Below are 24,455 nucleotides of genomic sequence, written 5' to 3'. Positions count from 1 at the left end.
CGAGAATGTCCAAGATCCCGGCCACCGGAATCAGCACATCATCCTCAGCGACCTGCGGCTCCGCATCCTCACGCCCACCACGACGCCCCCGACGATCCCGATAACGACCCCGACGACCACGCCGGCCCTCCCGCTTGGGCGGACGGCCCTGTTCGGTGCCGGGTTGCGCAGGCGTTTCGATGGTGTCGCTCACGGAGGGCCTTCCGGGACGGGGATACGTACGCGCGTCTTCGCCGACAGGTACGGGGAGGACGGGAGAGTCCTCCGCCGTGGCCCCGCCGGGCGGACCGGCGGTCCGGGCGGGCGGGGAGACGGCCGCAGGCTCTGGACGGTGGACGGGCCACACCGTCATGCGTGCACTTCCCACGCTGGGCGCCGGGAAACACCGTCGGCCGCCTCCGCACCCCCCAGTCGCAGCCGGGCGGAATAGCCAGGCGAGGTGCGGCGGTTCGCTTGTAGGTTGCAAACGATCCGAACAGCAGTCCGTCACGCCTCCCGGAGTCCGCATGACCCATGCCCCCGATGCCGCCTCGCCCGCGACCGCCGAACCCGAGCCGGGACGGCGGCCGGCAGGCGACGACGGGCGCGGCACCGGCGGTCTCCGCCGCACCGGCGGCACCGGCTCAGCGGGCGGCGAGGACAAGGGCGGCGTGGGGAGCGCGCAGCCGCGCAGGGGAGTCGTGCCGGTCCTCGCCTTCGCCGGCATCTCCGTCGCGGTCATGCAGACGCTGCTCGTGCCGATCGTCGCCCGGCTGCCGGAGCTGCTGCGCACCTCCACCTCCGACGCCGCCTGGGTCGTCACCGCGACGCTGCTCTCCGGTGCCGTGGCGACGCCCATCATGGGGCGCCTCGGCGACCTCTACGGCAAGCGCCGCCTCATCCTCGCCAGCCTCGCCGCGATGGTCGCGGGCTCGCTGCTGTGCGCGACGACCTCGTCCCTCGTGCCGATGATCAGCGGCCGGGCCGTCCAGGGGTTCGCGATGGGCGCGATCCCGCTGGGCATCAGCATCATGCGGGACGAACTCCCGCCGGACAGGCTCGGTTCGGCGATGGCGTTCATGAGCTCCTCGCTGGGCGTCGGCGGAGCGCTGGCCATGCCCGCCGCCGCGTACGTCGCACAGCACACCGACTGGCATGCGCTGTTCTTCGGGGCGGCCGGCCTCGGCGTGCTCGCCATGCTGGCGGTGCTCGCGGTGGTGCCGGAGTCCGAGGAGCGCACGGGAGGCCGCTTCGACGTCCCCGGCGCGCTGGGCCTGACCGCCGGCCTCGTCGCGCTGCTGCTCGCGATATCCAAGGGCGGCGACTGGGGCTGGAGCGACGGGACCACGCTGGGCCTCTTCGCCGCCGCGCCGGTGATCTTCGTCCTGTGGGGGCTGATGGAGCTGCGGGTGCGCGATCCGCTGGTCGATCTGCGCAGCACCGCCCGCCGTCAGGTGCTGCTGACCAACCTCGCCTCCATCACCGTCGGGCTCGCCTTCTACGCCGCCACCCTGGTGCTGCCGCAGCTTCTCCAGCTGCCCCGGTCCACCGGCTACGGGCTCGGGCAGTCGATGGCCGTCGCCGGGTTGTGCGTCGCGCCGATGGGTGGCGCGATGATGCTCGTCTCCTCGCTCTCGGCGCGCATCTCGGCGGCGCGCGGCCCGAAGGTCTCGCTCATGACGGGCCTGGTGATCCTCGCCGTGGCCTACCTCGCGGGCATGGCCCTCATGGGCGCCGTGTGGCAGGTCGTGCTGACGGCCGTCCTCATCGGCATCGGCATCGGCGTCGCCTACTCGGCCATGCCGGCGCTGATCATCGCCGCCGTACCGTCGTCCGAGTCGGGGGCCGCCAACGGGCTCAACACGCTGATGCGCTCGATCGGCACCTCCACCTCCAGCGCCGTGGTCGGCGTCGTGCTGGCACGCATGAGCATCCCGCTCGGCGGCACCGACGTGCCCAGCCAGGACGGCTTCCGCGCCTCGTTCCTCATCGCCGCGGGAGCGGCCCTCGCGGGCCTGCTCATCGCCTCGTTCCTGCCGGGGCGGCGGTCCGGGGGCCGCGGCTGAAAACCGGTCGCCGCGGACCACCGGCGCGGACAGGATGGGCCGCATGTACGCAACCCTCCTCCCCTTCCTGGGCGCCTGCCTGCTGATCGCGATGTCGCCCGGCCCCAGCACCGTGCTGATAGTGCGCAGTTCGCTGCGCAGCCGCCGCGACGGCTTCATGACCGTGCTGGGCAACGAGACGGGGGTCTTCATCTGGGGCGTCGTCGCCGCCCTCGGGCTGACCGCGCTGCTCGCGGCGTCCCAACTCGCCTACGAGACACTCCGGTTCGGCGGTGCGGCCGTGCTCATCGTCTTCGGGGTGCAGGCGATCCGCTCCGCGCGGCGCGGCGGAGGCTTCGAAGTGGCCGCGGAGCGCGGCCCGTCGGAGGAGCGGGGGTGGCGTTCCTACCGCGCGGGGCTGCTGCTGAACCTGGCCAACCCGAAGGCCGCCGTCTTCGCGATGTCCTTCCTCCCGCAGTTCGTCCCGCACGGCGCACCCCAGCTCCCGCTGATGGTGACGCTGGCGGCGGTCTGGGCGGTGTTCGAGGTGGGCTACTACGGGCTGTACGTGTGGTTCGTCGGACGGATGCGCCGCGTTCTCTCGCGTGCGGGCGTACGGCGCAGGCTGGAGCAGATATCGGGGGGCGTGCTGCTGGCGCTCGGCGTACGGCTGGCGCTGGACGGTTGACGCCGGGCCACTGGCGCTGGACGACCGGTCCTGACCGCACGGCGCGGGCCGCGGGCGCGGTGCCCGCAAAGGCACCGTCTGGAAAGCAGTGTCTCTGTCCGTGGACTTTTTCTTGATTGGTTCCAGATTTTGCGGCAGGCTTCGGACTGTGCCAACGACCTCGGACTACGAGCGCATGCTGCGCGAGGCCGCCCTGCGTGTGACGCGTCCTCGGGTAGCCGTGCTGCACGCGGTGCACGAACATCCGCACGCCGAGACCGAATCGATCATCGGTGTCGTGCGTGAGGATCTCCAGGTGTCCCATCAGGCCGTCTACGACGTCCTGCACGCGCTGACCGCCGCGGGGCTGGTGCGACGCATCCAGCCGCCGGGGTCTCTGGCGCGCTACGAGGCACGGGTCGGGGACAACCACCACCACGTGGTGTGCCGTTCGTGCGGCACCGTCGCCGATGTCGATTGTGCTGTCGGTGAGGCACCCTGCCTGACCGCCGCCGACGACCAGGGCTTCGCGATCGACGAGGCCGAGGTCGTCTACTGGGGCCTGTGCCCCGGCTGTTCCGCAGTATCAAGTTCCTGATCAACCCTGATCCGCGTGGAGGATTTCCGTGTCTGAGAAACATGATGCAGTCGTCGCAGACGCGAGCACGGAGAGTGCAGGTGCCTGTCCGGTCGTACACAGCCGTGCTCCGCACCCGACTCAGGGTGGCGGGAACCGCGGCTGGTGGCCGAACCGCCTCAACTTGAAGATTCTCGCGAAGAATTCGGCCGTCACCAACCCGATGAGCGAGGACTTCGACTACGCCGAGGCGTTCAAGTCGCTCGACCTCCCCGCCGTGAAGCAGGACATCGCGTCGGTGCTCACGGACTCGCAGGACTGGTGGCCCGCCGACTTCGGCCACTACGGGCCGTTCATCATCCGGATGGCCTGGCACAGCGCCGGCACGTACCGCATCAGCGACGGCCGTGGCGGCGGCGGCGCCGGCCAGCAGCGCTTCGCCCCCCTCAACAGCTGGCCGGACAACGGGAACCTCGACAAGGCCCGCCGGCTGCTGTGGCCGGTGAAGAAGAAGTACGGCCGGCAGCTGTCGTGGGCGGACCTGATGATCCTCGCCGGCAACGTCGCCCTTGAGTCGATGGGCTTCGAGACCTTCGGCTTCGCAGGCGGCCGTGAGGACGTCTGGGAGCCCGAGGAGGACGTCTACTGGGGTCCCGAGACCACGTGGCTCGGCGACGAGCGCTACACCGGCGACCGCGAGCTCGAAAACCCGCTGGGCGCCGTCCAGATGGGCCTCATCTACGTCAACCCCGAGGGCCCCAACGGCAATCCGGACCCGGTCGCCGCGGCACGCGACATCCGCGAGACGTTCCGCCGCATGGCGATGAACGACGAGGAGACGGTCGCGCTGATCGCCGGCGGGCACACCTTCGGCAAGACCCACGGTGCCGCCCCCGACAGCCACCTCGGCCCCGAACCGGAGGCCGCCCCGCTGGAGATGCAGGGCCTCGGCTGGAAGGGCAACCACGGCACCGGCGTCGGCGGCGACGCGATCACCAGCGGGCTCGAGGGCACCTGGACGGACACGCCGACGAAGTGGGACAACAGCTTCTTCGACATCCTCTTCGGCTACGAGTGGGAGCTGACCACGAGCCCCGCCGGGGCACACCAGTGGCAGCCGAAGGACGGCGGCGGAGCGGGCACCGTCCCCGACGCCCACGACCCGTCGAAGAGCCACGCCCCGACGATGCTGACGACCGACCTCTCGCTGCGCATGGACCCGGTCTACGAGCCGATCTCCCGGCGTTTCCACGAGAACCCCCAGGAGTTCGCGGACGCCTTCGCCCGCGCCTGGTTCAAGCTGACCCACCGCGACATGGGGCCGATCGCCCGCTACCTCGGCCCGGAGGTCCCGGACGAGACCCTGATCTGGCAGGACCCGGTCCCGGCGGTCGACCACGAGCTCGTCGGGGCCGACGAGATCGCGGCGCTCAAGAGCCAGGTCCTCGCCTCGGGGCTGTCGGTCTCCGAGCTGGTCTTCACCGCGTGGGCCTCGGCCTCGACGTTCCGCGGCAGCGACAAGCGCGGCGGCGCCAACGGGGCGCGCATCCGCCTCGAACCGCAGAACGGCTGGGAGGTCAACGACCCCGACCGGCTGGCGGCCGTGCTGAGCAAGCTGGAGGAGATCCAGAAGGGCTTCAACTCCTCGCAGAGCGGCGGCAAGCGGATCTCTCTCGCCGACCTGATCGTCCTCGCCGGGTGCGCGGGCGTCGAGGAGGCCGCCAGGAAGGCCGGCTACAGCGTCGAGGTTCCGTTCACCCCCGGGCGTACGGACGCGACGGCCGAGCAGACCGACGTGGAGTCGTTCGAGGCGCTCGAACCGTCCGCGGACGGGTTCCGCAACTACGTCGGGAAGGGCAACCGGCTCCCGGCCGAGTACCTCCTGATCGACCGCGCGAACCTGCTCACGCTGAGCGCGCCCGAGATGACGGTGCTCGTCGGCGGTCTGCGTGTCCTGGGCACGAACTACGACGGGTCGTCGCTCGGCGTGCTCACCGGCAACCCCGGCTCGCTGACCAACGACTTCTTCGTGAACCTGCTCGACATGGGCACCAAGTGGGAGCCGGTGTCCGAGGCGGCCGAGACCTTCGAGGGCCGTGACACCGCCACGGGCGAGGTCAAGTGGACCGGCAGCCGCGTCGACCTGCTCTTCGGTTCCAACTCCGAACTGCGTGCCCTCGCGGAGGTCTACGCGTGCGACGACGCGGGCGAGAAGCTCGTGCACGACTTCGTCGCCGCGTGGGACAAGGTCATGAACCTCGACCGGTTCGACCTGGCCTGAGTCTCTTCGGACGGGTGCCCGTGCTCCGACTCCCGGGGCACGGGCGCCCGTTGCGTGCCGCGGCATGGATGTATTGGTTCCGCTACTGCCCGAGGCCGGGCCTGGACAGGCCGTTTGGGCGTACTGAGAATGCTGTACATGACGTCTCTGGAGTTCGGTGCCAACCCGCCGCGTGTTTCCGACGCGGACCGGGAGCGGGCTCTCGAGGTGCTGCGCGAGGGCGCCGCTGAGGGACGCATCTCGCAGAACACGTTCGAGTCGCGCATGGGCGTGATCCTCAATGCGCAGTGGCACGGCGAACTCCAGGCCGTGCTGGACGACTTGCCCAGCAGGCGGCCGCGCAGCCGCTGGCTCGCGGAGACCATCGCCCGCGTCCTGTCCTTCCCCCGCGCGCTGCGGAACGCGTGGCAGTCGGAGCGCCTGCCGGAGCTGCTGCTTCCGGCGCCCGGAGCGCATGCGTACTCCATAGGCCGGGCGCCCGGTTCGATGCTGCGGCTCAACCACTTCACCGTCTCCCGTACGCACGCCCAGCTGCGCTCGACCGGCGACGGCTGGAAGCTCCGCGACCTCGGGTCCAGCAACGGGACATGGGTCAACGGCAGCAGGGTCACGGGCTCGGTGCGGGTGCGCCCCGGCGACGTGGTGAGGTTCGGGCAGATCGGCTTCAAGCTCGCCCTGACCAGGCCGCCCTCCCCGCAGCCCCCGGCGCACCCCTGACGAACCGCAGCACCGTCAGGCTGCGGTCGGTCAGCGTGACCGTGTCGCCCGGTCCCGCCTTGCGGGGCTCCTGCGCCGACGGAGGCGCCTCCGCGGCGGTGTCGAGGACGAGCTGCCACAGCCCCCCGGAGTCCGGGGCACCCGGCCCGGCGGGCCCGCACGGGACGACGAAGTCCACCGGCTCGGCGTCCGCGTTGAACATCAGCAGGAACGAGTCGTCGGTGACCGGCTCGCCGCGCGCCCCGGGCTCCGAGATGGCGCCTCCGTTGAGGAGCACCGTCAGGGAGCGCAGCCGCCGGTCGTGCCAGTGCCGCCGCCGCATCGTCTCGCCCCCGGGGGTGTACCAGGCGATGTCCGGCTCCCGGCCGGGCTCCTCACGCGGTTCGTCCGCACCGGGCCCCGTGAAGAAGCGCCGCCGCCGGAAGACCGGATGCTCTCGCCGCAACGCGGCCATCTCGCCGATGAACGCCGCGAGTTCGCCCTCCGGGACGGTCCGCGGACCGGTCTCCGGACGGCTCTCTGGACGTGCCTCCGGGCTTCCCTCCGGACGCGGGCAGCCCGGGTCCTGCCCTTCGCCGTCCGGCCAGTGCACCCACGTCAGCTCGCCGTCCTGGCAGTAGGCGTTGTTGTTGCCGTGCTGCGTGCGGGCGAACTCGTCCCCGTGGGAGAGCATCGGCACGCCTTGCGAAAGCATCAGCGTGGCAACGAGGTTGCGCATCTGCCGCCGCCTCAGGCGCAGGACGTCCGGGTCGCCGGTGGGGCCCTCCGCTCCGCAGTTCCAGGACCTGTTGTGGTTCTCGCCGTCCTGGTTGCCCTCCCCGTTGGCCTCGTTGTGCTTGCCGTCGTAGCTGACGAGGTCGTGCAGGGTGAAACCGTCGTGGCAGGTGACGAAGTTGACGGAGGCCAGCGGGCGTCTGCCGTCCCGGTAGAGGTCGGAGGAGCCCGTCAGCCGGGACGCGAACTCCGCGAGCGTGCCCGGCTCCCCCCGCCACATGTCGCGCACCGTGTCGCGGTAGCGGCCGTTCCACTCCGTCCACAGAGGAGGGAAGTTGCCCACCTGGTAGCCGCCTTCGCCCACGTCCCACGGCTCGGCGATCAGCTTGACGCGGCTGACGACCGGGTCCTGCTGCACCAGGTCGAAGAAGGACGAGAGCCGGTCCACCTCGTGGAACTGCCGCGCCAGCGTCGCCGCCAGGTCGAAGCGGAATCCGTCCACGTGCATCTCGGTCACCCAGTAGCGCAGCGAGTCCATGATCAGCTGGAGTACGTGAGGGCTGCGCATCAACAGTGAATTACCCGTGCCCGTCGTATCCGTGTAGTAGCGCGGATCGTCGCTCAGCCGGTAGTACGAGGGGTTGTCGAGCCCCCGGAAGGAGAGCGTGGGACCGAGGTGACTGCCTTCCGCCGTGTGGTTGTAGACGACGTCGAGGACGACCTCGATGCCCGCACCGTGCAGCGCCCGCACCGCCTGCTTGAACTCCAGCACCTGCTGGCCGCGGTCGCCCCACGAGGCGTAGGCGTTGTGCGGGGCGAAGAAGCCGATGGTGTTGTAGCCCCAGTAGTTCACCATCCCCGCGTCGGCCAGCCTGTTGTCGGTGACGGACTGGTGCACCGGCATCAACTCCAGTGCGGTGACGCCGAGTCGCGTCAGGTGATCGATGACGGCCGGGTGCGCCAGCGCCGCGTAGGTGCCGCGCACCTCGGGCGGAAGCCCGGGATGCAGCATCGTCAGGCCCTTCACATGCGCCTCGTAGACGAGCGTGCGGTCGTAGCCGGTGCGCGGCGGCCTGTCGTCGCCCCAGTCGAAGTACGGGTTGACCACGACCGACGTCATCGTGTGCGGCGCGGAGTCGAGATCGTTGCGCAGGTGCGGGGCGCCGAAGCGGTAGCCGTAGACCGCCTCGTCCCAGTCGACGCGCCCGCTCATGGCCTTCGCGTACGGGTCGAGCAGCAGCTTCGCGCTGTTGCAGCGCAGGCCGCGCGCGGGGTCGTACGGGCCGTGGACGCGGAATCCGTAGCGCTGCCCCGGCATCACGCCCGGCAGATAGGCGTGCCGCACGTAGCCGTCGGACTCGCGCAGCTCCACCCGCGTCTCCCGGCCCTCCTCGTCCAGCAGGCACAGGTCGATGCGGCGGGCCGCCTCGGAGAAGACGGCGAAGTTCGTGCCGGCGCCGTCGTAGGTCGCACCGAGGGGGTACGCCTGTCCAGGCCAGACCTGCATGCGATGCTCTCCTCCTGCCGTTTCCGTACGGCTGCTGCCGCCGCACCGGGGCATCCTTGCGCAGGTGGCGCGAAAGGGACGGGACAGCGGGTGGCACGACGGGCGGCAGTCGCCCGTACGGACGTACGAGCGGGGCAAGTTGATGGGGGTTCAGGGTGCGGCCTCTCCAGGGCCGCAGTAGTCTTCCTTGATCGCTCAACAGGGTCAGGAAGGCGGTGCGCGGGTGGGTGCGGGAGGGCTTGAGCTCCCCCCAGGTGAAAGCGGCGACGACGGTGACGGGGAGGCCGCCGGCGTGCCGGCCGGTGCGGTGTCACTGGCACGTCCCATGGAGATCGGCGCGGACCTCGACTGGGACGCGGACGCATGGGCCGAGGTGCGCACCCGGGCCCGGCGCGCGGGGCGCGCCTACATCTGGCTGAATCTCGTCGAACAGCGGCTGCGGGCGGTCGTGTCCGCCGTGCTGCGGCCTATCTACGAACCGGTGCACGGGGACGAGTGGGTCATCGCCGCCGCCGGCCCGGCCGGGCAGGAGTGGGTCCAACGCGCCGTGGCCGTACGCGAGGTGAGCCGTCGCAAGGGCTATCTCCTCGACCCCGCCGACGACAACGTTCTCTGCTTTCTCACACTGCCGCAGCTGCGCGAGCTGATGGTGCAGCACTGGCCGTGCTTCGAGCCGTACTTCGACGACCGCCGCGAGGTCGAACTCGCCCTGGACGAGCTGGAGGTGGCGCGCAGCGCCGTCGCCCGCAACCGCGCGCTGTCCGAGACGGTGCTCGCGCAGGCCGAGCGGACGTGCGCCCGGCTGCTGGAGATGCTCGGCGCCTCCGCGGACGAGTCGCCCTCCGCGCACCGGCTGCCCGTCGACGCGGTCGAGGACCTGGTCGGCGACCGCTTCGCGGACGTCGTCGGCGTCCACTCCGACCGCGTGCGCCTTCAGCGGCGGCTGCCCGCCGAGGACCTCTTCGGGGGCGCGCGCCGCCTGGACGCGATGGGCATAGGCCTCAATCTGCTGGTGCAGAACTACTCGGGGCGCAGGCTCGTGCGGCTCGCCGCCTCCGGGTGCCGGCTGCGGCTGCTCTTCCTCAATCCGGCCAGCAGCGCCGTGCGCCGCCGCGAGCGTGAACTCGGCATAAAGAAGGGCGAGTTGAGCCGCACCGTGGAGATGAACATCCTCCATATGCGCCGCGTGCGGGCGCGGCTGCGCGACACCGGCGCCTTCGAGATCCACGTCTTCGACGAGACGCCGCGCTTCTCCGCGTACATCGTCGACGGCGACGGGCCGGACGGCCTGGCCGTGATGCAGCCGTATCTGCGCCGGGTCCGCGGCATGGAGGCGCCGGTGCTGGTGCTGCGCGGCGGCGGCAGGGACCTCGTGCAGCAGCGCGGCGAGCACGACAAGCCGCAGGACGAGGGCGTACACGGGCTGTTCCAGACCTACCGCGAGGAGTTCGAGTCCGCCTGGACGGACTCACGCCCGGTGTCGTGAAGGGCGAGCGCTTTCCACCGGTGGCAGACCCCTCTTCTAAGCTGCCGCCCATGACGACGTATGCGGCGCTACTGCGGGGGATCAATGTGGGCGGCCACAAGAAGGTGCCCATGGCCGAGCTGAGGGATGTCATGACCGGCCTGGGCTGGACGGGCGTCCGCACCTACCTCCAGAGCGGCAACGCGGTCTTCACGACCGAGGACCCCGACCCGGGCGAGCGTCTGGAGCGCGCCGTCGCCGAGCGGTTCGGCTTCGACGTGCGCTGTCTGGTGCGTACGGCGGGGGAGTTGCGCGCCGTCGCCGCCGCGTGCCCCTATCCGGCGTCGGAGCTGGACCCGGCGAAGCTGCTGGTGCTCTTCCTCGAAGAGCCGCCGGGGGAGGGGCACTTCGGCTCCGTGAACGCGGCCGACTTCGCGCCGGACACCTTCGAGCACGTCGGCGGCGCCGTGTACTGCTACTTTCCGGACGGGATGGGCCGCAGTAAGCTTCCGGCCGCCCTGGAGGCGGTGCGGCCCAAAATCACGATGACAGGCCGCAATTGGCGTACCGTCCAGAGGCTGATCGAGCTCGCCGGCTGACTCCGCGAGCCTGCGAAGGGCCTCCACAGAACTTGCACCGAAGTGAGTCAGTCCGGTCAGATATCTGACCGACCTGATGCACCGTCAGGTCAACTTGGGGTGATACAGGGCGCTTTGCCGTCCCACCGTGAAAGTTGTCTATGTCACACCCGCTCATACGGCTTGAGGTGAGCGGATCAATCAGACAGTGTTTCGAGTCCCGGCTGCGGATCATCACCGCGTGTGTGCCGGGTGCAAAAGACGTGACAGACAACCCCCCACACCCTCACGAGGAGGACCCTCGTCATGGCAACCAAAACGCCCAGAAGCCCGGAGAAGTCCGCACGGCGGCGCCGCGTCACTCTGGCGACCGGCGTCGCTGCCGCGGTGGTCGGGGCGGCCACGCTGCTGACGCTGCCCGCCGGCGCGTCTCCCGCCGAGGGCCACGTGTACGGCACGAAGGCCAAGGGCACCGTCGACGGCAGCTACATCGTCATGCTGAAGGACACCAAGGGTGCCAACTCCGTGAAGTCCGCGGGGGCCGACCTGGCCGACCAGTACGGCGGCAAGGTCAAGAACACCTACGACTCGGCCATCAACGGCTTCTCCGCGAAGGGCCTCAGCGCCAAGGAGGCCCGTCAGCTGGCCGGCAACTCCCAGGTCGAGAAGGTCGTTCAGAACCACACCTTCAACGTGAACGAGACGCAGTCCAACCCGCCGTCGTGGGGCCTGGACCGCATCGACCAGAAGGAGACGAAGGCCGACAAGAAGTACACCTTCCCGGACAGCGCGGGTGAGGGTGTCACGGCGTTCGTCATCGACACCGGCGTCCGCATGACGCACAAGGACTTCGGCAAGCGCGCCACGTCCGGCTTCGACGCCGTCGACGGCGGCGAGGCGGACGACGGCCAGGGCCACGGCACGCACGTCGCGGGCACCATCGCCGGCACCGACCACGGCGTCGCCAAGAAGGCCAAGATCGTCGCCGTGCGTGTGCTGGACGACCAGGGCTCCGGCACCACCGAGCAGGTCGTCAAGGGCATCGACTGGGTGACCAAGAACGCCAAGGGCCCCTCGGTCGCCAACATGTCGCTCGGCGGCCCGAAGGACGAGGCGCTGGACTCGGCCGTGCAGAAGGCCGTCGACAAGGGCATCACCTTCGCCGTCGCCGCGGGCAACGAGAGCCAGGACGCCGACAACAGCTCGCCGGCCCGTGTGAAGGACGCCCTCACCGTCGCCGCCAGCGACAAGACCGACAAGCAGGCCGACTTCTCCAACTTCGGCAAGCTCGTCGACATCTACGCGCCTGGCGTGGACATCGTCTCCGCGACCAACACCAGCGACGACGCCACGGAGACGCTGTCGGGCACCTCGATGGCCTCGCCGCACGTCGCGGGCGCCGCGGCTCTCTTCCTCGGCGAGAACAAGGACGCCAAGCCGGCGGAGGTCGCCAAGGGACTGAGCGAAGCCTCGACGAAGGACGCGATATCCAACCCGAGCGAGGGCACGAAGAACGAGCTCCTGAACGTCAACAGCAAGTGACCTTCGGGAACGCACGCTGAACGACGCGCACCACGAGCACCATGCTCGGACCGCCCGCCGCGGCCCTCAACGGGCCCGGCGGGCGGTCGCGTTCCCGGGGCTCTCTGTTCGCACGCTTCTGTTCGTACGGTTCCGTTCGTACGGTTCACACGCGATGTGACGCGGCCGTCATCCGGTATTCGAGACGTTCGGTGAATTCGTTGACGGCGTACCGTAATCGCTGGCATGCTCATTTCCGTGAATCAGTCAGCGATTCTTGTAGCGCGCCTGCACGTCGACCTGCGACGGCACGCCAGCGCGATCTGTGCCGCTCTCTGAGGGCCGCGCGCTCGGCTGATTCCTCATCCGTTCTGCTCTCGGCTCCGTGTCCCGCGGAGCCGATCCGAGCTGCGGTTCTTCCTCGTACGACGGCCTGAGGCCGGGCCTGTAGTCCGCCGTCGGCCGCCGTTTCCCGATTCGCTTTCGCGGTTCGGGTCAGCGCATTCCCGCCGTTCTCCGCCGTGTGCCGCACGCATTCCGCGATTTGTCTCCGCCGATATGCCGTGCGCCGTGCGGCCGTTCATGCGCGGGGGCGTCACCCGTATCCGCACTCCCACGAGAACTCTCCGCGAAGGAGCCCCCCGAAATGACCTCCGCCCATACCGCCGCCGCGCGCCATCTGCGCGTCGTCGACGAGAACGCGCCCGACACCGAACGGCCGCCCGGCGAGGCGACTCCCGTCGTCGGCTACGTCGTGCTCGTGCCCGAGGGCACGGACCCGACGGAGCTGTTCACCGCGGACGGCACGAGAGCGCGCTTCCGGCCGCTGCTGCCCGCCGAACAGCCCGCGTCCGAGCAGCCGGCGGGAGGACAGCCCGCCGTACCGGCACAGCAGCCGTCCGCTGCTCCGGCACCGGCGCCTCCCGCCCACGACGGTCTGCACGTCGACCCGGAACAGCACACGGCGCACGCCGACGGACAGCCGCTGGAACTGACGTACCTGGAGTTCGAGTTGCTGGCCCACTTCGTGCAGCACCCGCACCGGGTACACACGCGCACCCATCTCGTCGCGACGCTGTGGGGCTACAGCCACGTCGGGGACGGCCGGACCGTCGACGTGCACATCGCCCGCCTGCGGCGCAAGCTCGGCCGCTTCCGGGACACGATCGTCACGGTGCGCCGCGTCGGCTACAAGTTCGAGCCCAGCAGGGCCCGTTGACCCGTTGACCCGTCGTTCGACGAGCCAGGCGGCCGCGCGGGGCCGTGAAGCCGTCAGGCGCTGAGCGCCAGCGGCCCTCGCGCGGCCGCCTCGTCGTACCGGAGCACCAGCAGCGAGGCCAGTTCGGGCGCGGCGCCCAGCACCGGCGCGAGCACATCGGCCCGCGCACCGATCGCTCCGCCGCGGATCCGGTCGGGCAGATAGCCCGGCGCTATGACGTACGGGGCCACCGCCACATGCCGGACGCCGTCGGCACGCAGCCCCCGTACGGCGTCCTCCGTGCGCGGCGCCGAGGCGGAGGCGAACGCAGGACGCACGGCACACCAGCCACCGGTGCGCCGCCACGCCCGCGCGGTCTGTGCGATCACTGCGATCGCCTCCGGGTCCGAGGAGCCCGCCGCGGCCAGTACGACCCCGGTGGAGGCGTGCCGCGACGGCCGCAGCCCGGCCTCGCGAAGCCGCCGCTCCAGGGCGCCGACGAGCAGCGGGTGCGGGCCGAGCACGCCGGCCTGCCGCACCCGCAGCCGCGGCAGCCGGGACGTCGCCTCGTGCAGGACGGCGGGGATGTCCGACTTCGCGTGGAAGGCGCGGCTGAGCAGAAGCGGCAGCGCGACGACGTCGTGGACGCCCTCCCCGTGCAGCCGCTCCAGAAGGCTGGGCACGGACGGGGCGTCGAAGTCCAGATACGCCGCCTCCACGCGCAGCCCGGGACGCAGCGCCCGCACGCGCGCGCAGAGCGCGGCGACGGTCGCGGCGTGCCGCGGGTCGCGGCTGCCGTGCGCGACGACCACGAGGGCGGGCCGTGTCGCATCGTGCATGGCGGTCGTTCCGTTCCTGGTCCGGTCTGTTCCTGGTCTGTTCTGTACGTGCTGCGTTTCCGGGTCCGTGCTGCGTTTCTGGTGCCTGCCGGTCAACTCCGGCCCGTACGGGGCCTGTTCGTCCCCAGGCCGGGCCCGCCGTCTCAGAAGTCCCAGCCGTCGTCGTCCGCGGCGCCCCGTCCGGCCTCGGCCTCGGCGGTCTCCCGCACGGCGTCGGCGAAGGCGTGGCCGGCCATGCCCGCCGTGAGGGTCGATCCGTCCGCGGGGTCGATGAGGACGAAGGAGCCGGTGCGGCGCGAGTCCGCGTAGGCGTCGACGGGCAGCGGCTCGGACGTGCGCAGGACGACGCGGCCGATGTCGTTGGCCACGAGACGGCCCGGCTCGGGGTGCTGGGACAGGTCGTCGAGGGTCAGCCGGGACGGGATCTCCTTCACGATCGCCTTGACCGTGCGCGTGGTGTGCTTGAGCAGCACCCGCGCGCCCGGCGTGAGCGGGGTGTCGTGGAGGTGGCAGACCGTCGCGGTCAGGTCCTGGCTGGGAGCGACCGACGCGTCCGACGGCACGATCATGTCGCCGCGGGAGATGTCCAGGTCGTCCGCGAGCAGCACCGTCACGGACTGCGGCGCCCACGCCACGTCCACGGACTGGCCCAGCACGTCCAGGCCCTCGATCGTGGACGTGCGGCCCGACGGCAGCACCGTCACGCGCTGCCCCACGCGCAGCAGCCCGGAGGCGATCTGGCCCGCGTAGCCGCGGTAGTCGGGGTGTTCCGGCGTCTGCGGGCGGATGACGTACTGGACGGGGAAGCGTGCCGGGTCGTCGCAGGGGTCGTCGGTGACGGCGACGGTCTCCAGATGCTCCAGCACGGTCGGGCCGCCGTACCAGTCCATGTGCGCGGACGGTGTCACGACGTTGTCGCCGACGAGCGCGGAGATCGGGATGGCGGTGATCTCCGGGACGCCCAGGGAGGCGGCGTAGCGGGTGAACTCCTCGGCGATGCCCGCGAATACGTCCTCGTCGTAGTCGACGAGGTCCATCTTGTTGACGGCGAGGACCACGTGCGGGACGCGCAGCAGCGCGGCCACCGCGGCGTGCCGACGCGTCTGCTCCACGACGCCGTTGCGGGCGTCGACGAGGACGACGGCGAGTTCGGCGGTCGAGGCGCCGGTGACCATGTTCCGCGTGTACTGCACATGGCCCGGGGTGTCGGCGAGGATGAACCGCCGCCGCGGCGTGGCGAAGTAGCGGTAGGCGACGTCGATCGTGATGCCCTGCTCCCGCTCGGCGCGCAGCCCGTCCGTGAGCAGCGCCAGGTCGGGGGTGTCCTGGCCGCGGCTGCGGGAGGCGGACTCCACCGCCTCCAACTGGTCGGCCAGCACCGACTTCGAGTCGTGCAGCAGCCGGCCGACCAGGGTGGACTTGCCGTCGTCGACGGAGCCGGCGGTCGCGAAGCGCAGCAGCGAGGTCGCCGCGAGCGCGGCGTCTTCGGCGCCGTTCCCCTGGCCCCGGTAGGAGATGGGTGTGCACATGGTCAGAAGTACCCCTCGCGCTTGCGGTCCTCCATGGCGGCCTCGGAGAGCTTGTCGTCGGCCCTCGTCGCGCCGCGCTCCGTCAGCCGGGACGCGGCGATCTCGGCGATGACCTTCTCGATGCTGTCCGCGTCCGAGTCGACGGCGCCGGTGCAGGACATGTCGCCGACGGTCCGGTAGCGCACCGTGCGGCGCTCGACCCGCTCGCCCTCGCCGGGGCCGCCCCACTCGCCCGGGGCCAGCCACATGCCGGCGCGGGAGAAGACGCTGCGCTCGTGTGCGTAGTAGATGGCGGGCAGTTCGATCTTCTCCCGGGCGATGTACTGCCACACGTCCAGCTCGGTCCAGTTGGACAGCGGGAAGACGCGCACGTGCTCGCCGGGCGCGTGGCGCCCGTTGTAGAGCTGCCACAGCTCGGGGCGCTGCCGCCGCGGGTTCCAGCCGCCGAACTCGTCGCGCAGGGAGAAGACCCGTTCCTTGGCCCGTGCCTTCTCCTCGTCGCGCCGGCCGCCGCCGAAGACGGCGTCGAAGCGGTTCGTCTCGATGGCGTTCAGCAGCGGCAGGGTCTGGAGCGGGTTGCGGGTGCCGTCGGGGCGCTCCTTGAGCTCGCCACGGTCGATGAACTCCTGTACGGAGGCCACCTCCAGGCGGAGGCCGTGCTGCGCCACGACGCGGTCGCGGTACTCCAGCACCTCGGGGAAGTTGTGGCCCGTGTCCACGTGCAGCAGTGCGAACGGAACCGGCGCCGGCTGGAAGGCCTTCAGCGCCAGGTGCAGCATGACGATGGAGTCCTTGCCGCCGGAGAAGAGGATCACCGGTCGCTCGAACTCACCTGCCACCTCCCGGAAGATGTGCACACCCTCCGACTCCAGCGCGTCCAGGTGCGAGAGCGCATACGGGTTGTCCCGCTCCTCCAGCGCCGTGACAGCCGTCTTCACAGCAGTCCCCTCTCACTCAGCAGCGCGCTCAGCGCCGCGGCGGATTCCTCCACGCCCTGCCGGTGCGCCTCGATCCGCAGATCCGGCTCCTCGGGGGCCTCGTACGGGTCGTCCACACCCGTCAGCCCGGAGATCTCCCCCGCGGCCTGACGCGCGTACAGTCCCTTCACATCGCGCCGCGAGCACACCTCGACGGGCGTCGCGACGTGCACCTCCAAGTAGCCGGTGCCGGCGGCCTGGTGGCGCTTGCGCACCGCCTCACGGCTGTCCGCGTACGGCGCGATCACCGGTACGAGGACGGTCACGCCGTGCGAGGCGAGCAGCTCGGCGACGAAGCCGATGCGCTGCACGTTCAGATCCCGGTCCGCGCGGGAGAAGCCGAGGCCCGCGGAGAGGAACGTGCGGATCTCGTCGCCGTCCAGCACCTCCACGCGGCGGCCCAGCGCGGACAGTTGATCGGCGAGCGCCGTCGCGATCGTCGTCTTGCCCGCGCTCGGCAGGCCGGTGAGCCAGACGGTCGCCCCGGTCTGCTGCCCCTGTGTCGCCGTCGTCATCTCCCGCTCCCTGTCGCGGAGTCCGCCCTGCCGGTGTTCACAGGTGGATTCCGCACTCGCTCTTGCCCCGGCCCGACCAGCGTCCGGCGCGGGCGTCCTCGCCCTCGAGGACGCGCCTGGTGCACGGGGCGCATCCCACGGAGGCATAGCCGTCGGAGAGCAGAGGATTGGTCAGTACGCCGTGCTCCGCGACGTACGCGTCGACATCTGCCTGATTCCAGCGGGCGATCGGCGAGATCTTGACCTTCTGCCGGCGCTCGTCCCAGCCGACGACGGGCGTGCCCGCGCGGGTCGGCGACTCGTCGCGGCGAAGGCCCGTCGCCCATGCGTCGTACGGACGCAGGCCCTCTTCGAGCGGCGCCACCTTCCGCATCGCGCAGCACAGATCGGGGTCGCGGTCGTGCAGCTTCGCGCCGAACTCGGCGTCCTGCTCGGCCACGCTCTGCCGCGGCGTCAGCGTGATCACCTCGACGTCCATGACGGCGGCCACGGCGTCGCGCGTGCCGATCGTCTCGGGGAAGTGGTAGCCGGTGTCGAGGAAGACGACGTGCACGCCCGGGGCGACGCGCGAGGCGAGGTGCGCCACCACCGCGTCCTCCATGGACGAGGTGACGCAGAAGCGCTCGCCGAAGGTCTCCGCGGCCCAGCGCAGCACCTCCAGCGCCGGGGCGTCCTCCAGGTCGCGGCCCGCGTCCTCCGCGAGGCGCCGCAGCTGTGCCGCGGAGCGCTCCTGAGCGGCTGTGGTCATGAGTTCGGGTTTCCTTCCCGGGCCGTCCCGTCCTCGCCGCGCTGCAAGCCCCTGGCCAGCAGCCCGAGGAACGAGAGCTTGAACGCCCTGTTGCACGCGGCGCATTCCCACGCTGCTCCCTTGCGCGTGCCGGGCTCCTCCTCGGAGGGGCGCAGGTCCTCGTCGCCGCAGTACGGGCAGTAGAACGGCGCCGCGCGCTCGCTCATTTCAGGGCACCCTCTTCCGCGCGCGCCGCCCACTGGGCGAAGCGCTCGCCGTCCTCGCGCTGCTCCTGGAAGTTGAGCAGCACGCGCTCGATGTAGTCGGGCAGCTCCTCGGCGGTGACCTTCAGCCCGCGCACCTTGCGGCCGAAGCCCGGCTCCATGCCGAGCGAACCGCCCAGGTGCACCTGGTAGCCCTCGACCTGCCGGCCGTCGGCGTCGGTGACGAGCTGGCCCTTGAGGCCGATGTCGGCGACCTGGATGCGGGCGCAGGAGTTGGGGCAGCCGTTGACGTTGATCGTGACCGGCTCGTCGAAGTCCGGGAGGCGGCGCTCCAGTTCGTCGATGAGCCACGAGCCGCGCGCCTTGGTCTCGACGATGGCCAGCTTGCAGAACTCGATGCCGGTGCAGGCCATCGTGCCGCGCCGGAATACCGACGGGTTGGCGGTGAGGTCGAGCGTCTCCAGCGCCTGCGTCAGGGACTCCACCTGGTCCCCGGCCACGTCGAGCACGATCATCTTCTGCTCGGCGGTGGTACGGACGCGGCCCGAGCCGTGCGACTCGGCGAGGTCGGCGATCTTGGCGAGGGTGCCGCCGTCGATGCGGCCCACGCGCGGTGCGAAGCCCACGTAGTAGTCGCCGTCGCGCTGTTCGTGCACGCCGATGTGGTCGCGCCACTGCTGTACGGGCTTCTCGGGCGCGGGTCCGTCGGCCATCTTGCGCAGCAGGTACTCGTCCTCCAGCACCTGGCGGAACTTCTCGGCGCCCCAGTCGGCGACGAGGAACTTGATGCGCGCGCGGGTGCGCAGCCGCCGGTAGCCGTAGTCACGGAAGACGGAGACGATGCCCTCGTGCACGTCCGCGACGTCCTCGATCGGCACCCACGCGCCGAGCCGGACGCCGAGCTTGGGGTTGGTCGACAGGCCGCCGCCGACCCATACGTCGAAGCCGGGGCCGAGTTCGGGGTGTTCGACACCGACGAACGCGACGTCGTTGATCTCGTGCGCGACGTCGAGCAGCGGCGAGCCCGAGACCGCCGTCTTGAACTTCCGCGGCAGGTTCGAATAGGCGGGGTTGCCGATGACGCGGCGGTGGATCTCCTCGATGGCGGGGGTGCCGTCGATGATCTCGTCCGCGGCGATGCCGGCGACGGGCGAGCCGAGGATGACGCGCGGGGTGTCGCCGCAGGCCTCGGTGGTCGAGAGGCCGACGCCCTCCAGCCGCCGCCAGATCTCCGGCATGTCCTCGATGCGGATCCAGTGGAACTGGATGTTCTGCCGGTCGGTGATGTCGGCCGTGCCGCGGGCGAAGTCCTGGGAGATCTCGGCGACCGTGCGCAGCTGCTGCGTCGTGAGCTGTCCGCCGTCGATGCGGACGCGCAGCATGAAGTACTCGTCGTCCAGCTCCTCCGGCTCCAGCACGGCGGTCTTCCCGCCGCTGATCCCGGGGCGGCGCTGGGTGTAGAGGCCCCACCAGCGCATGCGTCCGCGCAGGTCGGCGCCGTCGATCGAGTGGAACCCGCGGTGTGCGTAGATCGTCTCAATGCGCGTCCGCACATTGAGACCGTCGTCGTCCTTCTTCGTCTGCTCGTTGCCGTTGAGCGGTGTGAAGTGACCAGCGGCCCACTGCCCCTCGCCGCGGTGGCGTCCGGCCTTGCGGCGGCTCGGTGCGGAAGCGGGACGCTTGGAGGTGTCGGCCATGACTTCGGTCCTTCGGGTCCTTCAGGTGTCCTGCGGGTGGCGTCGCGGCCGGGCGGCCGGACAGCCGGACACAGCCGGTCGTGCGGAGACGTTGCGGGTGATGGCGGTACCTCCCGCGCGTAGCCGTGGGGGAGGTGCGGGCACGCTGCGCTGCCCGGATCCGCTGCGTACGGGCAGCATGTGCCGTACGTGCGGAGGGACATGGGGTCACCCCGGGCCGGAGGCCGGGAGAGGAATGCCGCAGCGGTTTCAGACGGCGGAGCGCACACCCGCGACGATGAGGGCGGCTCGGGTCGGTGGTGCTGGGACTGTCAGCCCGCGCGACAGATGGCGCTGGACATGCGGCCGAAGTCGACGTGGCGTCGACTCACCAAGGCGATTCCAGCACGAGACATGAGGGAAGCGTCGCACGGTGCTGAACGGGCAGTCCACCAATATCCATGATGTGGACAGGGCTGTCCCGGATATCGGGACGGAAATCATCCGTGCCAAGCGGGAGGAGTGCCGCCCGTCACATCGGGGCCGAGCGGGGTCCGGGCGGCATCTGCGGACCGGCCCCTTCCGCACCGGGTTCCCCGGCCCCTTCCGCACCGGGTTCCCCGGCCCCTTCCGCACCGGGTTCCCCGGCCCCTTCCTCCGCGGCCTGCTTCCCCGTCTCCTGCCCCGATTCCTTGGCCGCTTCCCTCGTCGTTTCCTTCGTCACTTCCTTCGCGAAGATACGGAAGCCGCGCCGCTGGTAGTTGCGGAGGGCGTACGGACCGTCCTTGCTGCATGTGTGCAACCACACACGAGCCGTCGGAGGCCGCCCGCTCCACCGCTCGCCCATGTCCCAGGCGCGCCGCGTGCCGTACGCGAGCAGCCGCCCGCCGATGCCCAGCCCCCGGAAGCCCGGCAGCAGCCCGAAGTAGCTGATCTCCACGGTGGTGCCGGGCCGCGAGCCCCGGCCCGATGTGTCAGCGGTCGCACCGTCCAGCTCGATGTAGCCCGCGGGCGTGCCCCGTTCGTACGCGACCCACGTCTCCACGCCCGGACGCTCCAGCCACTCGCGCCACCGCTCCCGCGGCCACGGCAGCCGGTCCGTCCACTCCACGTCCGCGCCGACCTCGCCGTACAGGAAGCGGCTGAACTCGGGGCTGGGCACCTCGGCCCGCACGATCCGCAGCCCGGCCGGCTCCTTCGGGGCACGGACGTCGAGCAGGTCCCCGGAGGCGGTCTGCTCCAGGAACCAGGTGGTGACGGTCCGCGTCGCGCTCTCGCTCTCGCTCAAGGCGTTCTCTCCGTGTCCGACGTCCCGGCACCGCCCGCGCCGCCCGGTGTTCCACTCCCCGCCCTGCGGACGCGCAGGCCGCGCACACGGTTGAGCGCCGCCGCCGTCTCGAAGCGCCGCGGCACCGCGAAGTCCTCGTCGCGCACGGCCAGCAGCACCTCCGCGCCGCCCGCCGCCAGCTCGGCGTCGAGCAGGTCGAGCGCCTCCGCGAGCGTACGCGTGCCGTCCACGAAACGGCGGCGCACCAGCAGATCGAGCGCGAGACCGATGCCCGCCACCTGACGGGAGTCGGCGATCTGCTCCACCGAGCGCAGATCGACCTCGTACTCGCCGAACGACAGCGCGTCCTCGCCACGCGAGCGGACCCTCCTGCGCCCCCGCGACTCCGGCTCCAGCGACGCCGGTTCGGGGCGGCGGTGCACCACGGGCGGGAAGGTCTCCGCCTCGGCGTGCCGCCCCGTCGGCACGGCCGCGACCTCGCGGGCCCGTTCCGTGACGTCGGACGGCCGGTAGGCGTCCATCATCAACACCCGGTCCGCGACCTCCAGATAGTCCCCGGAGCCGCCCATGACCAGGACCGTCGAGACGCCGTGGTCGCGGTGGAGCGAGCGCACGGAGTCCACGAGCGGCGTCAGCGGCTCGCGCTCCTTGGCCACCAGGGACTGCATGCGCGCGTCCCGGATCATCAGGTTGGTCGCCGCCGTGTCCTCGTCGATGAGCAGCACCCGTGCCCCGGCCTCCACGGCCTCGCACAGCGACGCCGCCTGGGACGTCGAGCCCGAGGCGTTGTCCGTGGAGAAGTCCGTGGTGTCGGAGCCGTCGGGGAGATGGCCCACGAACGCGTGCACGTCGACCCGCTCCACGCGCCGCCCGTCCTCGGCCCGCAGCTTCACCGTCTCGGGAAGTGAGACGACGAGTTCACGACCGTCGCCCGGCACGTGATCCCAGATGCCCGTCTCCAGCGCGCGCAGCAGCGTCGACTTCCCGTGGAAGCCGCCGCCGACGATGAGGCTCACGCCCTCCCGCAGCCCCATGCCGGAGACCGCGCCGGCGTTCGGCAGCTCGACCGTCACCCGCATCCCCTCGGGCGAGGAGAACGGCACGACCCCCTCGCCCGCCGCCGGACGGTCGTCCACGCCGCTGCCGCGCGGCAGCACCGCGCCGTCCGCGACGAACGCGACCAGGCCGAGGCCGGGCAGCGCGCCCCGCAGGGCGTCGGAGTCCTCGACCGTCTCCACGAAGGCGTCCACCGCGGCGGCGTCCAGCGACGCGTACCGCAGCGCGCGCCCGGCGATCTCCGGCACGGCCCTGCACAACAGCCGCTGCGCCGCCCGCGCGTCGATCCGGCGGCCCCTTCCGGGCAGCGCGAGACCGAACCGCAGCGTGACGGCGCCGTCGTCCGCCGAGACCTGGCACGATCCACGGTCCAGCACCTCCTGGCCGCCCGCGTCGATCCTCAACGACCGTTCGCCGCCCGCGACTTCGGCCGCCCGGCGGGCGAGGAACCCGGCGAGGGCGCGGCGCCGGACCGGGGTGCTCCACAGGCCGGACGGGAAGCCGGCGCGCTCCGCGGGCACCCGCACGGCCACGCGCGCCGGCGGCGCGAAGGGGTCGGACTGGCCGCGTACGAGCTGAAGGGTCTCCCCGGTCGTCTCCGCGCCCGGCAGCTCCCACGTACCGACGAGGCTCTTGTAGCGGCCGTACGAGGCGCCCTCCAGGCGGGCCAGTTGCTGCTCCAGCCCGGAGCGCGGTGCGCCGCCGGAGCGCGGCGGACCGTCCCCGTGGTCCACGTGCCCGGCGCGGCCGTCCCCGTGTCCCTTCCCGTGGGGGCCGCGGCCGTCACCGTGGCGCCGCTCGCCGTCGTACCGTCCGCGCGGTCCGCCGCGGTTCCCGCGCGGTCCGCGGTGTGCCCGGTGTCCGCCGGGGTCGCGGCCCTGCTCACGTGGCACTGCGATGTCCCTTTCCGCCGGGGGCTGTCTGCGACGGGACGATACATACCGGACGCCTGCGGCACGGGTGCCGGGGGACGGCCGCCCTGCGTGCACGTACGGGCCCGCCGCCCCGCCCGGCCCGTGCCCGCGCCCGCCCGTATCGAGTCCGTATGAGCGGACGCCTCGTTGACAGGGTCACCGACTGCTGCTGGACTCCAGCGCGAGCCGTGCGCCCGACCCCGCACCCGCACCCGCGCCCGACCCCGAGCCCGCACCCGAGCACGATTCCGTGAGGTCCGCATGCCCGCGCCAGCCCCGTCCGCCGACGCCGCCCCGGTCGCCGTCCTCGGAGAGTGCGTCGCCGACGCCTTCGTCCGTCCCGCGGCCACGGACGTGGCGACCCCGGCGATCGGACTGGACGTGCTGCCCGGCGGCGGCCCCGCCAACACCGCCGTCGCCCTGGGCCGCCTCGGCACCACCACCCGCTTTCTCGGACGGCTCTCCGGCGACGTCTTCGGACGGCTCTTCCGCGACCATCTCGCCAAGTCCGGCGTCGACTTGAGCCGTACGGTCACCGCGCGCGAGCCCAGCACCCTCGCCGTCGCGGACCTCGACGAGGACGGCCGCGCCGACTACTCCTTCCACGCCGAGAACACCGCCGACTTCCAGTGGACGCCGCAGGAGCTCGCCGCCGCCTCCGGCGGCCCCCTGTCCTGTCTGCACACCGGTTCGCTGGCGCTCGTACGGCCGCCCGGCGGCAGGGCGATCGAGGAGCTCCTCACGGACGTACGGGAGCGCGCGACGGTCTCCGTCGACCCCAACGTCCGCCCCCTGCTGGTCGATCCGGCCGACTACCGCGCCGCGCTGCCGCGCTGGTGCGCCGCCGCCGACATCCTGCGCCTGTCCGACGACGACCTCGCCCACCTCATGCCCGAGGGCACCACCCCGGAGCAGGCGGCCGACGCCTTCCACCAGCACGGCGCGCCCCTCGTCGTCATCACCCTCGGCGCGGACGGCGTCTTCGCCTCCCTCGACGGCGAACGTCTGCACGCTCCGGCCCCGCAGGTCACCGTCGTCGACTCGGTCGGCGCGGGCGACTCCTTCATGGCCGGATTCCTCCACTCCCTGCACGCCGCGGACGCCCTGGGCGGCCGCCTCGACGCCCTCCGCCCCGAACAGCTCGCCGCCGCCCTGGACTTCGGCTCCCGCGTGGCCGCCGCGGTCTGCGCGGTCCGCGGGGCGAACCCGCCGTGGGCGGGGGAGGTCTAGGGGCATACCGCTTGCCGCGGGCTTCGGGAGAGACTTTCCGAAGGTGCGCCGTACACGGGGTTGCAGTGGGTGCCGAAAAGAGGTCTGGAGCGGTGCAGCGTCAGACCCGATGACCTGCACGTCAACTTTCGAGATCCATGTGTTCCTGGTCACCGAGGTCCTCCCCTGGATCTGGGCCTAGGCGATCAGCACCCGGTCGAAACGATCCCTGTGATGGTCAGGCAACCGGCC

The 24,455-nt window shown here is 71.5% G+C and carries 21 protein-coding genes and 1 pseudogene; 11 read left to right on the top strand and 11 right to left on the bottom strand.

The genetic code is table 11. The features are described 5' to 3' along the window. Positions 1-193: hypothetical protein (locus QQM67_RS30460; protein WP_314178619.1), on the bottom strand; the 193-nt coding region annotated here is incomplete at its 3' end. A gap of 313 nt (positions 194-506) precedes the next feature. Here QQM67_RS30460 and QQM67_RS30455 point away from each other — a divergent pair. The 5 genes from QQM67_RS30455 (at position 507) to QQM67_RS30435 (ending at position 6,266) form a co-directional block, all read left to right on the top strand. Beyond that, positions 507-2,045, top strand: coding sequence for an MFS transporter (locus tag QQM67_RS30455; protein WP_314178616.1), 1,539 nt, complete (start codon positions 507-509; stop codon positions 2,043-2,045). Between the two features lie 43 nt (positions 2,046-2,088). Beyond that, on the top strand, positions 2,089-2,712 hold the full coding sequence (locus QQM67_RS30450) for a LysE family translocator (RefSeq protein ID WP_314178614.1): 624 nt from the start codon (positions 2,089-2,091) through the stop codon (positions 2,710-2,712). 148 nt (positions 2,713-2,860) lie between these two features. Then, positions 2,861-3,289, top strand: coding sequence for a transcriptional repressor (locus QQM67_RS30445; RefSeq protein WP_399067964.1), 429 nt, complete (start codon positions 2,861-2,863; stop codon positions 3,287-3,289). A gap of 28 nt (positions 3,290-3,317) precedes the next feature. Then, on the top strand, positions 3,318-5,549 hold the full coding sequence (katG, locus tag QQM67_RS30440) for a catalase/peroxidase HPI (RefSeq protein WP_314178612.1): 2,232 nt from the start codon (positions 3,318-3,320) through the stop codon (positions 5,547-5,549). A gap of 138 nt (positions 5,550-5,687) precedes the next feature. Continuing rightward, a complete protein-coding gene (locus tag QQM67_RS30435; RefSeq protein ID WP_314178610.1) occupies positions 5,688-6,266 on the top strand; it encodes an FHA domain-containing protein in 579 nt (192 codons plus the stop codon). Here QQM67_RS30435 and glgX read toward each other — a convergent pair. After that, a complete protein-coding gene (glgX, locus tag QQM67_RS30430) occupies positions 6,214-8,487 on the bottom strand; it encodes a glycogen debranching protein GlgX (protein WP_314178608.1) in 2,274 nt (757 codons plus the stop codon). The genes QQM67_RS30435 and glgX overlap by 53 nt on opposite strands. Before the next feature lie 223 nt (positions 8,488-8,710). Here glgX and QQM67_RS30425 point away from each other — a divergent pair, with 223 nt between their 5' ends. The 5 genes from QQM67_RS30425 to QQM67_RS30405 all read left to right on the top strand — a co-directional run bounded on the left by QQM67_RS30425 (position 8,711) and on the right by QQM67_RS30405 (position 13,270). Continuing rightward, entirely contained in the window at positions 8,711-9,973 is a 1,263-nt protein-coding gene (locus tag QQM67_RS30425; RefSeq protein ID WP_314178642.1) for an SAV2148 family HEPN domain-containing protein, read from the top strand. Between the two features lie 50 nt (positions 9,974-10,023). After that, positions 10,024-10,551: a DUF1697 domain-containing protein gene (locus QQM67_RS30420; RefSeq protein WP_314178606.1), complete on the top strand. Its 528-nt coding sequence runs from the start codon at positions 10,024-10,026 to the stop codon at positions 10,549-10,551. A 285-nt stretch (positions 10,552-10,836) separates the two neighbouring features. Beyond that, complete coding sequence (locus tag QQM67_RS30415) at positions 10,837-12,072, top strand: S8 family peptidase (protein ID WP_314178604.1); 1,236 nt, start codon at positions 10,837-10,839, stop codon at positions 12,070-12,072. Positions 12,073-12,297: 225 nt separating this feature from the next. Continuing rightward, positions 12,298-12,390 carry a putative leader peptide gene (locus tag QQM67_RS30410; protein ID WP_314178602.1) on the top strand — a complete coding sequence of 31 codons (93 nt, stop codon included), beginning with the start codon at positions 12,298-12,300 and terminating at the stop codon, positions 12,388-12,390. A gap of 307 nt (positions 12,391-12,697) precedes the next feature. Next, on the top strand, positions 12,698-13,270 hold the full coding sequence (locus tag QQM67_RS30405) for a winged helix-turn-helix domain-containing protein (RefSeq protein WP_314178600.1): 573 nt from the start codon (positions 12,698-12,700) through the stop codon (positions 13,268-13,270). Positions 13,271-13,323: 53 nt separating this feature from the next. Here QQM67_RS30405 and QQM67_RS30400 read toward each other — a convergent pair whose 3' ends face one another. The 9 genes and pseudogenes from QQM67_RS30400 to QQM67_RS30360 all read right to left on the bottom strand — a co-directional run bounded on the left by QQM67_RS30400 (position 13,324) and on the right by QQM67_RS30360 (position 22,973). Continuing rightward, positions 13,324-14,088, bottom strand: coding sequence for a sirohydrochlorin chelatase (locus QQM67_RS30400; RefSeq protein ID WP_314178598.1), 765 nt, complete (start codon positions 14,086-14,088; stop codon positions 13,324-13,326). A 143-nt stretch (positions 14,089-14,231) separates the two neighbouring features. Then, complete coding sequence (locus QQM67_RS30395) at positions 14,232-15,617, bottom strand: sulfate adenylyltransferase subunit 1 (protein ID WP_314178596.1); 1,386 nt, start codon at positions 15,615-15,617, stop codon at positions 14,232-14,234. Between the two features lie 2 nt (positions 15,618-15,619). Further along, complete coding sequence (gene cysD / locus QQM67_RS30390; RefSeq protein WP_314178595.1) at positions 15,620-16,555, bottom strand: sulfate adenylyltransferase subunit CysD; 936 nt, start codon at positions 16,553-16,555, stop codon at positions 15,620-15,622. Beyond that, positions 16,552-17,109 carry an adenylyl-sulfate kinase gene (cysC, locus tag QQM67_RS30385; protein WP_314178592.1) on the bottom strand — a complete coding sequence of 186 codons (558 nt, stop codon included), beginning with the start codon at positions 17,107-17,109 and terminating at the stop codon, positions 16,552-16,554. The genes cysD and cysC overlap by 4 nt, the downstream gene beginning before the upstream one ends. 37 nt (positions 17,110-17,146) lie before the next feature. Then, positions 17,147-17,857 carry a phosphoadenylyl-sulfate reductase gene (locus QQM67_RS30380; protein WP_314178590.1) on the bottom strand — a complete coding sequence of 237 codons (711 nt, stop codon included), beginning with the start codon at positions 17,855-17,857 and terminating at the stop codon, positions 17,147-17,149. After that, positions 17,854-18,063: a hypothetical protein gene (locus tag QQM67_RS30375; RefSeq protein WP_314178589.1), complete on the bottom strand. Its 210-nt coding sequence runs from the start codon at positions 18,061-18,063 to the stop codon at positions 17,854-17,856. Before QQM67_RS30375 ends, QQM67_RS30380 begins: the two co-directional genes overlap by 4 nt. Continuing rightward, a complete protein-coding gene (locus QQM67_RS30370; RefSeq protein ID WP_314178587.1) occupies positions 18,060-19,757 on the bottom strand; it encodes a nitrite/sulfite reductase in 1,698 nt (565 codons plus the stop codon). The genes QQM67_RS30375 and QQM67_RS30370 overlap by 4 nt, the downstream gene beginning before the upstream one ends. 691 nt (positions 19,758-20,448) lie before the next feature. Then, positions 20,449-21,024, bottom strand: a pseudogene (locus QQM67_RS30365) (GNAT family N-acetyltransferase); the annotation flags it as partial. Beyond that, positions 21,021-22,973, bottom strand: a complete 1,953-nt coding sequence (locus QQM67_RS30360; protein WP_399067958.1) for an ABC-ATPase domain-containing protein — start codon at positions 22,971-22,973, stop codon at positions 21,021-21,023. The gene QQM67_RS30360 and the pseudogene QQM67_RS30365, both read right to left, overlap by 4 nt. A gap of 282 nt (positions 22,974-23,255) precedes the next feature. Between QQM67_RS30360 and QQM67_RS30355 the strand changes: the two genes are divergently transcribed. After that, a complete protein-coding gene (locus QQM67_RS30355; RefSeq protein ID WP_314178585.1) occupies positions 23,256-24,224 on the top strand; it encodes a carbohydrate kinase family protein in 969 nt (322 codons plus the stop codon). The last annotated feature ends 231 nt before the right edge of the window (positions 24,225-24,455 follow it).

It is taken from the genome of Streptomyces winkii (assembly GCF_032248595.1).
In the GTDB taxonomy this organism is placed as follows: Bacteria; Actinomycetota; Actinomycetes; order Streptomycetales; family Streptomycetaceae; genus Streptomyces; species Streptomyces winkii.
Note: the sequence above shows the minus strand (reverse complement) of the source record. Positions and strands in the feature narration are given on the sequence as shown.